This window comes from Streptomyces lavendofoliae (assembly GCF_014649735.1).
GTDB classification, from domain to species: domain Bacteria; phylum Actinomycetota; class Actinomycetes; order Streptomycetales; family Streptomycetaceae; genus Streptomyces; species Streptomyces lavendofoliae.
Map to the genome: position 1 here is coordinate 53,195 of NZ_BMTP01000002.1, position 12,472 is coordinate 65,666.

11 protein-coding genes and 1 pseudogene are annotated in these 12,472 nt (G+C 73.5%); 6 read left to right on the forward strand and 6 right to left on the reverse strand.

All coding sequences use genetic code 11. The annotated features are described in order from the left end of the window. Window positions 1-19 precede the first annotated feature (19 nt). From IE109_RS03120 to IE109_RS03130, 3 genes are read right to left on the reverse strand one after another with little or no spacing between them, the layout of a single operon-like run. Complete coding sequence (locus IE109_RS03120; protein WP_189548890.1) at window positions 20-1,234, reverse strand: acetyl-CoA C-acetyltransferase; 1,215 nt, start codon at window positions 1,232-1,234, stop codon at window positions 20-22. A 23-nt stretch (window positions 1,235-1,257) separates the two neighbouring features. Then, window positions 1,258-2,400 carry an acyl-CoA dehydrogenase family protein gene (locus IE109_RS03125; protein ID WP_189548891.1) on the reverse strand — a complete coding sequence of 381 codons (1,143 nt, stop codon included), beginning with the start codon at window positions 2,398-2,400 and terminating at the stop codon, window positions 1,258-1,260. Continuing rightward, on the reverse strand, window positions 2,397-3,668 hold the full coding sequence (locus tag IE109_RS03130) for a CaiB/BaiF CoA transferase family protein (protein ID WP_189548892.1): 1,272 nt from the start codon (window positions 3,666-3,668) through the stop codon (window positions 2,397-2,399). Before IE109_RS03130 ends, IE109_RS03125 begins: the two co-directional genes overlap by 4 nt. Window positions 3,669-3,853: 185 nt before the next feature. On the opposite strand from IE109_RS03130, the gene IE109_RS03135 reads away from it, so the two are divergent. Then, on the forward strand, window positions 3,854-5,044 hold the full coding sequence (locus IE109_RS03135; protein ID WP_189548893.1) for a saccharopine dehydrogenase family protein: 1,191 nt from the start codon (window positions 3,854-3,856) through the stop codon (window positions 5,042-5,044). Window positions 5,045-5,155: 111 nt separating this feature from the next. Here the strand turns inward: IE109_RS03135 and IE109_RS34225 are convergent. Both IE109_RS34225 and IE109_RS03145 read right to left on the reverse strand, forming a co-directional pair. After that, window positions 5,156-5,447, reverse strand: a pseudogene (locus tag IE109_RS34225) (VOC family protein); the annotation flags it as partial. A gap of 69 nt (window positions 5,448-5,516) precedes the next feature. Next, window positions 5,517-6,206, reverse strand: coding sequence for an endonuclease V (locus IE109_RS03145; protein ID WP_189548894.1), 690 nt, complete (start codon window positions 6,204-6,206; stop codon window positions 5,517-5,519). 84 nt (window positions 6,207-6,290) lie between these two features. Here IE109_RS03145 and IE109_RS03150 point away from each other — a divergent pair, with 84 nt between their 5' ends. Beyond that, entirely contained in the window at window positions 6,291-6,599 is a 309-nt protein-coding gene (locus tag IE109_RS03150; RefSeq protein WP_189548895.1) for a YciI family protein, read from the forward strand. 71 nt (window positions 6,600-6,670) lie between these two features. Here IE109_RS03150 and IE109_RS03155 read toward each other — a convergent pair whose 3' ends face one another. Next, complete coding sequence (locus IE109_RS03155) at window positions 6,671-7,768, reverse strand: WD40/YVTN/BNR-like repeat-containing protein (protein WP_189548896.1); 1,098 nt, start codon at window positions 7,766-7,768, stop codon at window positions 6,671-6,673. 149 nt (window positions 7,769-7,917) lie between these two features. Between IE109_RS03155 and ssgD the strand changes: the two genes are divergently transcribed. From ssgD to IE109_RS03175, 4 genes are all read left to right on the forward strand, one after another. After that, the gene (ssgD, locus tag IE109_RS03160; RefSeq protein WP_189548897.1) at window positions 7,918-8,334 is read left to right on the forward strand and encodes a spore wall synthesis regulator SsgD; all 417 of its coding nucleotides are present in this window, start codon (window positions 7,918-7,920) and stop codon (window positions 8,332-8,334) included. A 286-nt stretch (window positions 8,335-8,620) separates the two neighbouring features. Further along, window positions 8,621-10,255, forward strand: a complete 1,635-nt coding sequence (locus IE109_RS03165) for an ABC-F family ATP-binding cassette domain-containing protein (RefSeq protein ID WP_189548898.1) — start codon at window positions 8,621-8,623, stop codon at window positions 10,253-10,255. 151 nt (window positions 10,256-10,406) lie between these two features. Then, entirely contained in the window at window positions 10,407-11,183 is a 777-nt protein-coding gene (gene ddaH, locus IE109_RS03170) for a dimethylargininase (protein WP_189548899.1), read from the forward strand. A 118-nt stretch (window positions 11,184-11,301) separates the two neighbouring features. Then, a complete protein-coding gene (locus IE109_RS03175; protein WP_189548900.1) occupies window positions 11,302-12,273 on the forward strand; it encodes an acyl-ACP desaturase in 972 nt (323 codons plus the stop codon). Window positions 12,274-12,472 lie beyond the last annotated feature (199 nt).

The following is a 12,472-nucleotide window of genomic DNA, read 5'->3' on the forward strand; positions in this document are numbered from 1 at the left end:
CGTACGGGAAAGGACGGGGTCAGACGCGCTCGACGACGGTGGCGATGCCCATGCCTCCGCCGACGCAGAGCGTGGCGAGGCCGTAGCGCTTGTCCTGGCGCTCCAGTTCGTCGACGAGGGTGCCGAGGATCATGGCTCCGGTCGCGCCGAGGGGGTGGCCCATGGCGATGGCCCCACCGTTGACGTTGACCTTGTCCAGGGACAGGCCCATGTCCTTCACGAACCGCAGCACGACCGCGGCGAACGCCTCGTTGATCTCGACCAGGTCGATGTCGTCGATGGTCAGTCCGGCCTTGGCGAGGGCCTTCTTGGAGGCGGGGGCGGGGCCGGTGAGCATGATGGTGGGCTCGGAGCCCGACACGGCCACGGAGACGATCCGGGCGCGGGGAGTCAGCCCGTACCGCTCGCCGACCTCCTTGTTGCCGATCGCGACGAGCGCGGCGCCGTCGACGATGCCGGAGGAGTTGCCGGCGTGGTGGACGTGGTCGATCCGCTCGACCCAGTGGTACTTCTGCAGGGCCACGGCGTCGAAGCCGCCCATCTCGCCGATGGCCGCGAACGAGGGCTTGAGGGAGGCGAGCGAGTCGGCGGTGGTGCCGGGCCGCATGTGCTCGTCGTGGTCGAGGACGGTGAGTCCGGCGCGGCCCTTGACGGGGACGACGGAGCGGTCGAAGCGGCCGTCCTTCCAGGCGGTGGCGGCCCGCTCCTGGGAGAGCGCGGCGTACTCGTCGACGTCGCGCCGCGTGTAGCCCTCGATGGTGGCGATCAGGTCGGCGCCGATGCCCTGCGGGACGAAGTTGGTGTCCCAGTTGGTCATCGGGTCGGCGAACCAGGCGCCGCCGTCGGAGGCCATCGGCACCCGGGACATCGACTCGACACCGCCGGCGAGGACCAGGTCCTCCCAGCCGGAGCGGACCTTCATGGCCGCCATGTTGACGGCCTCCAGGCCCGAGGCACAGAAGCGGTTCTCCTGCACGCCGGCGACGGTGTCGGGCAGTCCGGCGGCGATGGCGGCGATCCTCGCGATGTCGGACCCCTGGTCCCCGACGGGGCCGACGACGCCGAGGACGATGTCGTCGATGGCGGCCGGGTCGAGGCCCGGGAACCGGCCGCGCAGTTCGTGGATGAGGCCGACCACCAGGTCGATCGGCTTGGTGCCGTGCAGGGCGCCATTGGCCTTTCCGCGCCCGCGCGGGGTGCGGATCGCGTCGTACACGTACGCTTCGGTGCTCACTGGTCAAGCCTTTCGGGGAGGGGTCAGCCGAGCAGGGAACGGCCGATGATTTCCTTCATGATCTCGGTCGTACCGCCGTAAATGGTCTGGATCCGGCCATCCGTGAAGGCCTTGGCGACCGGATATTCGGCCATGTAGCCGTAGCCGCCGTGGAGCTGCAGACAGCGGTCCGCGACCCGTTTCTGCAGTTCGGTGGCCCACCACTTGGCCATGGAGGCGTGCACGGCGTCCAGCTCCCCCTGGGAGTGGTCGACGACGCAGCGGTCCAGGAACTCGCGCGTGACGGCGCATTCGGTGGCCATCTCGGCGATCTCGAAGCGGATGTGCTGGAGCCGGGCGAGCGGACGTCCGAACGCCTCGCGCTCCTTGACGTACGCCGTGGTGATCTCCAGCAGGTGTTCGGCGGCGGCGATGCCGGCGACCGCGATGTTCAGCCGCTCCTGGGCGAGGTTGGTCATCAGGTGGAGGAACGCGCCGTTGAGCTCGCCGAGCAGGTTCTCCTTGGGGACGCGCACGTCGTGGAAGAACAGCTCGGCGGTGTCCTGGGCCTTCTGGCCGATCTTGTCGAGGTTGCGGCCCCGCTCGAAGCCCTCCGCGCCGCGCTCGACGACCAGGAGGGACAGGCCGTGCGCGCCGCCCTCGGGGGTCGTCTTCGCGACGACGATCACCAGGTCGGCGAGGATGCCGTTGGAGATGAAGGTCTTGGAGCCGTTGAGCAGCCAGTGGTCGCCTCTGTCCTCGGCGGTGGTGCGGATGCCCTGGAGGTCGGATCCGGCGCCGGGCTCGGTCATCGCGATGGCGGTGATGATCTCGCCGGTGCAGAAGCCGGGGAGCCAGCGCCGCTTCTGTTCGTCGGTGCCGAGCGAGGTGAGGTACGGGCCGATGATGTCGTTGTGCAGTCCGACCGCGAGTCCGGGGGCGCCGGCGCGGGTGAACTCCTCGGCGAGGACGGCGCTGTAGCGGAAGTCGGTGTTGCCGCCGCCCCCGTACTCCTCGGGGACGGCGATGCCGAGCAGTCCCTGTCGGCCGGCCGCCAGCCAGGCGTCGCGGGAGACGATGCCGTCCTTCTCCCACTGCTCGTAGTGCGGGACGACCTCCTTGGCGAGGAAGGTGCGGACGGTCTCGCGGAACGCGTCGTGCTCGGCGTCGAAGATGCGGCGCTTCACCTGGTACCCCTGTCGTCGTCGGTGCGGCGGTCGTCGTGGCGGCGGTCGTCGTGGCGGCCGGCGGTGAGGCGGTCGCCACTGCCGGGGTGGGTGCCGCTGCCGGGGCGGTCGCCGGGGGCGGGGCGGTCGCCGGGGGCGGGGCGGCCCGCGTCACGCAGGCTCGGTACGGCCCAGTCACGGGCGACCTCGTCGGTGTCGGCGCCCGGACGGGCCGGGGGGCGGGTCACGGCGCCGGGGGTCGCGGAGAAACGGGGGGCGGGGGCGGGCTGGGTGATCCCGCCGTGGTCGGTGAAGGTGGCACGGGCGGCGAGGTGCGGGTGGCCGGGCGCCTCACGCAGGGACAGGACCGGGGCGACGCAGGCGTCGGAGCCCTCGAACACGGCCGTCCATTCGTCGCGGGTCCGGCTCCTGAAGCGCGCGGCGACGGCGGTGCGCAGTTCGCCCCAGCGGTCGGGGTCGTCGCGGGAGGGAGCGGTGTCGGGAAGGCCGAGCAAAGTGGTGAACTCGTCGTAGAACCGCTGCTCCAGCGCGCCGACGGCCATGTACCGGCCGTCGGACGTCTCGTAGGTGCCGTAGAAGGGGCAGCCGCCGTCCAGCAGGTTGGCGCCCCGCCGGTCCTGCCAGGCCCCGGCGGCCATCATCGCGTGGATCATCGTGGCGAGGTGGGCGGCGCCGTCGGTGATCGCCGCGTCGACGACCTGGCCACCGCCGCCCTCCCCGCGCGCGTGATGCAGCGCGGCGAGGATGCCGACCACCAGGTAGAGCGAGCCGCCCGCGTAGTCGCCGACCAGGTTCGCGGGCACGGCCGGCGGCTCCCCGGCCTTGCCGATCATGGAGAGGGTGCCGGTGACGGCGATGTACCCGATGTCGTGCCCGGCGCGGTGGGCGAGCGGCCCGTCCTGCCCCCAGCCGGTCATCCGCCCGTAGACGAGCCCCGGGTTGCGCGCGAGGCACGGCTCCGGGCCGACACCGAGCCGCTCGGCGACTCCGGGACGGTACCCCTCGATGAGGACGTCGGCCCGCTCGACGAGGTCCAGGACGCGCTCGGCGCCGCCGTCGGCCTTGAGGTCGACGAGCACGGAGCGCTTGTTGCGGTTGGTGAGGTCGAAGCCCGGGTCGATCGCGAGTCCCGCGCCACCGGGCCGGTCCACCCGCACGACATCGGCACCCAGGTCGCCCAGGAGCATGGCGGCGAACGGGCCTGGCCCGATGCCCGCCAGTTCGACCACGCGAACGCCGGCGAGCGGCCCTTCGCCTGTCCCTGCCATCGGACCCCCAGCACTGTGACACAACTGCTGTAACAGCAACGATGCTAAGAACGTGTTCCACTCCGCACAAGCCCTGTGGACAAGCGGGCGCCCCGGCGTGATCCGAACGCCCTCCGGGGCGGTCACCTCCTGACCCGCACGCTAGCCTCTGCCTCCGACAACGGCGCGGACGGCGGAGGTCTGGGATGGACACACGGGACGGCACGGAGCGGGCGTACGACGTGGTGCTCTTCGGGGCGACCGGGTTCGTCGGCGAGCTGACCGCCCGCTACCTGGCCGCGCACGCGCCGGCGACCTGCCGGTGGGCGCTCGCCGGGCGGAGCCGGGAGAAGCTGGCGGCGCTCCGCGACCGGCTGGCCGCCGAGCACCCGCGGTGCGCGGACCTCCCCCTGGTGACGGCCGACGCCTCCGACGCGCGCTCCCTGCGCGAGCTCGCCGGATCGGCCAGGGTCGTGGCGACGACCGTCGGGCCCTACGTCTGGCACGGCGAGCCGCTGGTGGCCGCCTGCGCCGAGGCGGGCACGGACTACGTGGACCTCACCGGTGAGCCGGAGTTCGTGGACCTGATGTACGTGCGCCACGACGCGCGGGCCCGGGAGACGGGGGCGCGGATCGTGCACGCCTGCGGCTTCGACTCGGTCCCGCACGACCTGGGCGTGTACTTCACCGTGGCGCGGCTGCCGAAGGACGTACCGCTGCGCGTGGACGGGTTCGTGCGGTCCAACGCCTTCTTCTCCGGCGGTACGTTCGCCTCGGCGATCACCGCCATGGGGCGTGGCCGGCACATGCTGCGGGCGGCCCGGGAGCGCCGGCTGCACGAGCCGCGCCTGGTGGGGCGCCGGGCGCGCGCGCCACTGGGCGCGCCGCGGTTCAGCCGGGAGACCGGCGCGTGGGCCCTTCCGCTGCCCACCCTGGACGCGGCGGTCGTGGCGCGTTCGGCGGCGGCCCTCCCCGGGTACGGGCCGGACTTCCGCTACCGCCACTACGCGGCGGTGAGGGCCCTGCCGGTGGCGGTCGGCGGGACGGCGGCCATGGGCGCGCTGTTCACGCTCGCGCAGGTGCCGCCCGCTCGACGGTGGCTGATGGACCGTTACGAAGCGGGGCAGGGGCCGGACGAGGAGCGCCGGGCGCGCAGTTGGTTCACGGTGCGGTTCGTCGGCGAGGGCGGCGGCAGGCGGGTGTTCACCGAGGTGTCGGGCGGCGACCCCGGGTACGACGAGACGGCGAAGATGCTCGCCGAATCGGCGCTGTCCCTGGCCTTCGACACCCTGCCGCCGACCGCCGGCCAGGTCACCACGGCGGTCGCGATGGGTGACGCGCTGCTGGAGAGGCTGAGCCGCGCCGGCATCCGCTTCCGGGTCGCCGACTCGCGCTGAACGGACGTCCGTCCCGGCGCCCCACGCGCGTGTGCGCCGGCCGGATCGCCCGGGCGCGCACGTGCGCCGGCGGTCTCGGTCGCGCACGTGCGCCGGCCGGCGTCCTCGGTCGCGTACGAGGCAGAACGGGTGCCCCGCCGGGTCGGCGTAGACGTGCCGGCCACGGGCGGGGTCGTCGTCGAGCGGGGCGGCGCCCAGGTCGAGCACCCGCTGCCGCGCCCGGGCGAGGTCGGGCACGCCGATGTCCAGGTGGGACTGCTGCGGGCGGGCCGGGCCAGGCCGGCGGGTGGTGCGGGTCGGCCCGCTGGAACGCCAGGACCCGCCCCTCGTCCAGGTGCGGGGTCGCCAAGTCCGCGTCGAGCGACCAGCGGCGGTCCGGGCGGTTCACCTCCCCGCCGAGCAGCCCCTGGTAGAAGCGGGTCGGGGCAAGCGGGTCGGGGCAGTCCTCGAACGGTGCACCGGACCCGGCCGATCAGGCCGTCGCCTCCTTGAGGGCGCGCCTGCACAGGGAGTCCGCGCGGCGGGTGGTCTCCGGGATCCGGTAGCGGGGCGCCAGGTGCAGGGTGTGGACGCAGGCGTTGTCGAGGGTGACCCGGTGGCCGGCCGAGACGAACACCGGCTTCACCCCCTCCTGGGTGCGCAGCGCCCGGCCGACCTCTTCGTCGTCCGCCACCAGGGGGGTGGACGCCCCGCGTCCGGGGGCGGGCCGCTCGTAGGAGAAGGTGAACGGGTTCTTGGCGACACCGATGACCGGCAGGCCGGTGAGGACGCCGAGGTGGCTGGCGAGACCGAAGCGGCGCGGGTGGGCCCGGCCGTAGCCGTCGCACACCACCAGTCCGGGCTCGCCCCGCAGCGCGCCGAGCGCGGCCAGCACGGTCGGTATCTCGCGGAAGGCGAGCAGGCCGGGGACGTACGGGAAGGACACCCGGCCGACGGCCGTGGCCTCCTCGACGACGGTGAGCGTCCGGGCGTCCAGGACGACGGCCGCCGCGGCGACGAGGTCGCGTTCGTCGTCGTAGGCCACGTCGACACCGGTGACCAGGCCGGTGCCGGGCGGCGGTCCCGGCTCGTCGAGGACGACCTGGCCGCGCAGTTCGTCCTGGACGGCCAGGGCCGCCGCCTCGTCGGCGGGCCAGTCGGCGGGCTTGTCGATGATCCTCATAGTGCTCGTCAGCCTACGTGCGCCGCGGTCGCGCCGGCACGGCCGCGGACGGGGCCTTGGGCGGGGGCCGGTAGCCTCCCGGTCATGTTCGTACTGGAATTGACCTACACCGGGCCCCTCGAGCGGGTGGACGAACTCCTCCCGGAGCATGTCGCCTGGCTCGACACCCACTACGCGGCAGGGGTGTTCATCGCCTCGGGCCGGAAGAACCCGCGCGACGGCGGCGTCATCCTGGCCGTCGGGGACGACCGGGCGCGGATCGAGGCGATCACGGCGACCGACCCGTTCGTCACCGGGGGGCTGTGCGCGTACCGCGTCACCGAGTTCCTCGCGACCAGGACGGCGCCCGGCCTCTCCGCCTACCGCCAGCCGCTGCCCGCGCCGGGGAAGTAGGCCCGGGGCGGCGGCGACCCGGGCGCCGGCGGACCCGGTGCCGGGTCCGCCGGCTGCTCCAAGTCGCCGCTTCACCGTTCCAGGCGGGCGACCCGCCCCTTCTCACCCGAGGCCCAGCAGCCGAGTCCGAGGCCGGGACCGGGACCTCCGGCGCAGTCGACCGTGTCGTACGACCCGGTGTCGACGGTCCGCCAGGTACGGCCGCCGTCCGTCGTCAGGTCCGTCCCGGTGGGGCCGACGGCGAGGGCGGCCGACCGGCTGTGCGGGAGCCAGGCCACGCCCGACCGGTACGCGGGCGGCGGGGTGGACGCCTGCCGCCAGGTCCTGCCGCCGTCCCGGCTGACGGCCGCCGCCCGGGGGGACGGCTGCCCGGTGCGGTAGTCGCCGCCGACGGCGATGCCGTGCGCACGGTCGCGGAAGGCCAGGGCGAACACCCCGCGCGCCGGGTCGCCGGCGGGGATCGTCGATTCGGCGACCGTCCAGTTCAGGCCGCGGTCGGAGGAGTGCAGCACGCGCGCGGTGGCGCCACCACCGGTGGCCAGCCACACGTCCCGGGGTCCGGAACCGACCAGACACTGGCCGCTCGCCGCGAAGCCGGCCTCCCCCGGCAGCGCCGCGGGCATGCCCGCGCTCGGCAGCACCTCCCAGGTGCGGCCGCCGTCAGCGGTGGACAGGATGCGGTACCTGCCGTCGACCGGGTCGCTCATGGCCAGTCCGTGGCGCCTGTCGAGGAAGGTGACGCAGTCGTAGAAGGCCCGGGGGTCGGTGTTGCGGAACGTCTCCGTCCAGCTCTCGCCGCCGTCGTCGGTGCGCAGGATGCGGGAGGACTCGCCCTCGCCGATCGCCAGCACCACCGCGCGGCGGCCGTCGAACGCCTCCACGTCCCGGAACTCCAGCTCGGCCGCGCCGGGAGGCGAGACGTTCCGCCAGGTCCGGCCGCCGTCCGACGTGCGCAGTACCGTGCCCTTGGAGCCCGCCACCCAGGCGGACGAACGGCTCACGGCGGCCAGTCCCCGGAAGCGGACGTCCGTCCCGGTCGGCTTCGGCTCCCAGGCGGGCGTCCCGGTCGCGGGACCGGCCTGGGCCGGCGCGGCGGCGAGCGCGACCGCCAGCGCCGTCCCGCACAGGCCCGCGGTCACCGTTCGTATCGTCTTCCCCATCGGCGTCATGGCGCGGGAACGTAGCCCACCGCGTGGAGGGCGTCCAGACCGCGCCAGTGACGCAGGTCACACCGTTCACCAGTGCACGCCTCCGCGGAATTCGTCGTCCTCCCTGGTGCAAGAGACGTACCGCCGAGCCGTGTGTGAGGGAGCTGGCCTTGTCCACCGTCATCGAGCAGGCCGTACGGGCCCGCCTGGTAGCGTCCGCGCCCCGCACGGATTCCGTCGCCGCCACGCTGCGCTACGACCGCGGGAACCCCTTCGCCGTGCAGATGTCCTTCCCCGCGCGGGCCACGCTCGAAGGCGTCGAGGTGGCCTGGGAGTTCGCCAGGGAACTGCTCGTGGCGGGCCTCGACGAGCCGGCCGGGGTCGGCGACGTACGCGTACGGCCCTACGGGTACGACCGTACGGTCGTGGAGTTCCACGCGCTGGAGGGCGTCGCGATGGTGCACATCCGCACCTCCGAGGTGCGCCGCTTCCTGCGGCGCGCCCAGCATCTGGTGCCGGTCGGCCGCGAGCACGAGTTCCTGGACCTCGACCAGGACCTGACCGAACTGCTGCGCGACGCCTGCTGACGCCTTGACGCCGTGCGACCGGTGCCCTGCGCCACCGGTGGCCCCGCGCGACCGGTGGCCTCGCGCGGCGGGTAAATCCGTTGCCGTACGGAAGGCGCCGGGCGTAGCGTCTTTCCCGGCCCTTGTTGTCGTCGATCGGAGCAGGACGTTGCTCTTCTGAGGTCTCGAGACACCGTGTCGCACAGCCGTGTCCGGCGCTGTGCGCCCCGTCGTGTGCGACCTCGGCCATGAGCCGTCCAGGTGTCTCACCCGTTGCCCCCTTTCCTCACGCAACAGGGAGACCCGTATGTCTACCTTCCCCACCTTCATCACCTGCACCGACCTGTCGTTCTCGTGGCCCGACGGCACCGAGGTGCTGGACGGCTTCCAGCTCGCGGTCGGCCCCGGCAGGACCGGCCTCATCGGCCTCAACGGCTCCGGCAAGTCGACCCTGCTGAAGCTGATCGCCGGGGAGCTCACCCCCACCCACGGCACGGTCCGCACCGCGGGCGAGATCGGTTACCTGCCGCAGAACGCCACCCTCGACACGGCGCTCCGCGTGGACCAGGCCCTCGGGATCGCCGGCACCCGCGCCGCGCTGCTCGCCATCGAGGGCGGTGACGCGGGCGAGGAGCACTTCACGGCGATCGGGGACGACTGGGACGTCGAGGAGCGGGCGCGCGCCACGCTCGACCAGCTGGGCCTCGGGCACATCGGCCTGGACCGCACCATCGGCGAGGTGTCGGGCGGCGAGTGTGTGCTGCTCCGGCTGGCCGCCCTGCTGCTGGCCCGGCCCGACGTCCTCCTGCTCGACGAGCCGACGAACAACCTGGACCTGCACGCCCGCCGCCGGCTGTACGCGGCCGTCGGGGCCTGGTCCGGCGTCCTGGTCCTGGTCAGTCACGACCGCGAACTGCTGGAGCTGGTCGACCGGATCGCCGACCTCCGCGACGGCGAGGTGACCTGGTACGGCGGCGCCTACTCGGCGTACGAGGAGTCGCTCGCCGCCGAACAGGAGGCGGCCGAGCGCATGGTGCGGGTCGCCGACGCCGACGTCCAGCGGCAGAAGCGCGAACTGGCCGACGCCCAGGTGAAGCTGGCGCGGCGCAAGCGGTACGGACAGAAAATGTACGAGAGCAAACGCGAGCCGAAGATCGTCATGGGGGCGCGCAAGCGGGCGGCGCAGGAGGCGGCCGGCAAGCACCGCACCACGCACTCCCAGCGGCTCGCCGAGGCCAGGGAACGGCTCGACGAGGCGGTGGAGGCGGTGCGGGACGACGACGAGATCCGCGTCGAGCTGCCGTACACCACCGTCCCGCCCGGCAGGGGCGTGCTGCTGCTGCGCGACCTGGAGCTGCGGTACGGGGCGCGGGTCGCCGGAGAGTGGGAGCTGCGCGGGCCGGAGCGCGTCGCGCTCGTCGGGCGCAACGGCGCCGGCAAGACGACGCTGCTGCGTACCATCGCCGGTGAGCTGGAGCCGGTGGCGGGAGAGGTGGTGGCGCACGTCCCGCTGCGCTTCCTGCCGCAGCGGTTGGACGTCCTCGACGACGACCTGAGCGTGGTGGAGAACGTCGCGCGGTTCGCACCCGAGGCGACCGCCAACCGGATCCGGGCGCGGCTGGCCCGCTTCCTGTTCCGGGGCGCGAAGGCCGACCAGCGGGCGGGGACGCTGTCGGGCGGCGAGCGGTTCCGTGCGGCGCTGGCCGCCCTGCTGCTGGCCGAGCCGGCCCCGCAGCTGCTGATGCTGGACGAGCCGACGAACAACCTCGACATGGCGAGCGTCCGGAAGCTCACGGCGGCCCTGGACGCCTACGAGGGGGCACTGATCGTGGCCGGCCACGACGTGCCGTTCCTGGAGTCCCTCGGCATCACCCGCTGGCTGCTGCTGGAGGACGGCGAGCTTCGCCCGACGACGGCGGACGAGGTACTGGCGGACCGGTGACGGCCCGGCGGGCTCCCGGCCGCGTGGCGCGCGATGCCCGGGGGCCCGCCGTCCGCCGGGGGGGGCGGTCCCGGCGGAGCCCGGTCCGGGTGCGGCATGACCGGTGGGCGACGGGGTAGAGGAGGGCGGTCACCGACTTCGGGAGGCCGCCGTGCCCAGCAGGAGAGCCCTGGTCCGCCGTCCGAGCCCGCGGCTCGCCGAGGGCCTGGTCACCCATATCGAGCGGACCCCCGTCGACCCCGCCCTGGCACTCGGCCAGTGGGAGCGGTACGTCGGCGCCCTGCGCGAGCACGGCTGGGAGCCCGTGGAGGTGGAACCGGCCGACGACTGCCCCGACGGGGTCTTCGTCGAGGACGCGGTGGTGGTGTTCCGCGACGTGGCGCTGGTGTGCCGGTCCGGCGCGCGGTCGCGGCGCGCGGAGACGGCGGCGGTCGAGCGGGCGGTGGCAGGTCTGGGCTGTGCGGTACGCCGTGTGCGGGAGCCGGGCACGCTCGACGGGGGCGATGTGCTGAAGGTCGGTGACACGGTCTACGTCGGGCAGGGCGGGCGGACCGATGCCGGGGGCCTGGCGCAGCTGCGGGCGGCCTTCGAGCCGCTGGGCGCGCGGGTCGTCGCCGTACCGGTCAGCCGGGTGCTGCACCTGAAGTCGGCGGTCACGGCACTGCCGGACGGCACGGTGATCGGGTACGAGCCCCTGGTGGAGGCGGCCTCGCTCTTCCCGCGCTTCCTGCCGGTGCCGGAGGAGGCGGGCGCGCACGTGGTGCTGCTGGGCGGCCGGAAGCTGCTGATGGCGGCGAGCGCGCCGAAGTCCGCCGAGCTGTTCGCGGGCCTCGGGTACGAGCCGGTCACGGTCGACATCGGCGAGTTCGAGAAGCTCGAAGGCTGCGTGACCTGCCTCTCCATCCGCCTCCGCGACCTCCCCACATAACGGAACGTAAGCGAACATCCCCGGACCCGGGCTTGGCGCGTGTTTACCGCACCCTTAACCTACGGTCTCGTAACCTACGAACCCGTAGGTATTTCTCCCGTCCCCCAGGAGCACCCGTATGACCCTCACCTCTCCCCACCTCGGCAGTTCGGACGCGTGGACCGACGCCCGGCTGCTGTACGCCCTGGAGGAGGTGGTCGAGAAGGAGCTCAACCGCCATCTCAAGGTCGTCAAGGACTGGATGCCGCACGAGTACGTCCCGTGGTCGGACGGCCGGAACTTCCCCGGCCTGTTCGAGGACGGCGAGGCCTGGGAGCCGCAGCAGTCCAAGGTCACCGACATCGGCAAGATCGCCCTCGTCGTCAATCTGCTGACCGAGGACAACCTGCCCAGCTACCACCACGAGATCGCCACGCTCTTCGGGCGGGACGGCGCGTGGGGCACCTGGGTGCACCGCTGGACCGCCGAGGAGGGCCGGCACGGCATCGTCATGCGCGACTACCTGCTCGCCTCGCGCGCGGTGGACCCGGACAAGCTGGAGCAGTTCCGGATGTCCCACATGAGTGAGGGCTTCGAGTCGGACAACCGCCACTCGATGCTGCACTCGGTGGCGTACGTCGCCTTCCAGGAGCTCGCCACCCGCATCTCGCACCGCAACACCGGCCACCAGTCGGGCGACCCGGTCTGCGACCGGATGCTGTCGCGCATCGCGACCGACGAGAACCTGCACATGGTCTTCTACCGGAACCTGCTGGGCGCGGCCTTCGAGCTCGCCCCGGACCTGACCATGCAGGCGGTGCGCGACGTGGTCGTGAACTTCCGCATGCCGGGCCACGGCATGCCGGGCTTCGAGCGGGCGGCCGCGCAGATGGCGATCGGAGAGATCTACAACCTGCGCATCCACCACGACGACGTCCTCCAGCCGGTACTGCGCTTCCTGAAGGTCCTCGAGATCGACGGGCTGGGCCCCGAGGGCCTGAAGGCACAGGAGGAGCTGGGCCTGTACATGGGCGGCCTGGACGCGGAGGCGAGCAAGTTCGACGAGAAGCTCGCGGCCCGCAAGGCCCGTATGGCGGCCCGCGGCCGCTGACCCGAGGCGGCGCCCGGCGCGTACGCGGGCGGGCGCCCGGCCTCGGCCGGGCGCCCGCCCGCGGCCGGACACCGGATCCCGGGCACGTCCCGAGGCCGGCGCGCGGCACCCGAGGCCGGGCACGGCCGGAGGCAGAAGGCCGCCGGGGTCCCCCGGGCGGTGCTGGTGGCGCACAGGGCGCTCACAGGGGGCGTGCGGC

Excerpts from the sequence above, each read along its gene's own strand:
- IE109_RS03130 (WP_189548892.1), bottom strand. The coding sequence starts at position 3,668 with ATGGCAGGGACAGGCGAAGGGCCGCTCGCCGGCGTTCGCGTGGTCGAA.
- IE109_RS03135 (WP_189548893.1), top strand. The coding sequence starts at position 3,854 with ATGGACACACGGGACGGCACGGAGCGGGCGTACGACGTGGTGCTCTTC.
- IE109_RS03145 (WP_189548894.1), bottom strand. The coding sequence starts at position 6,206 with ATGAGGATCATCGACAAGCCCGCCGACTGGCCCGCCGACGAGGCGGCG.
- IE109_RS03150 (WP_189548895.1), top strand. The coding sequence starts at position 6,291 with ATGTTCGTACTGGAATTGACCTACACCGGGCCCCTCGAGCGGGTGGAC.
- IE109_RS03155 (WP_189548896.1), bottom strand. The coding sequence starts at position 7,768 with ATGACGCCGATGGGGAAGACGATACGAACGGTGACCGCGGGCCTGTGC.
- IE109_RS03165 (WP_189548898.1), top strand. The coding sequence starts at position 8,621 with ATGTCTACCTTCCCCACCTTCATCACCTGCACCGACCTGTCGTTCTCG.
- IE109_RS03175 (WP_189548900.1), top strand. The coding sequence starts at position 11,302 with ATGACCCTCACCTCTCCCCACCTCGGCAGTTCGGACGCGTGGACCGAC.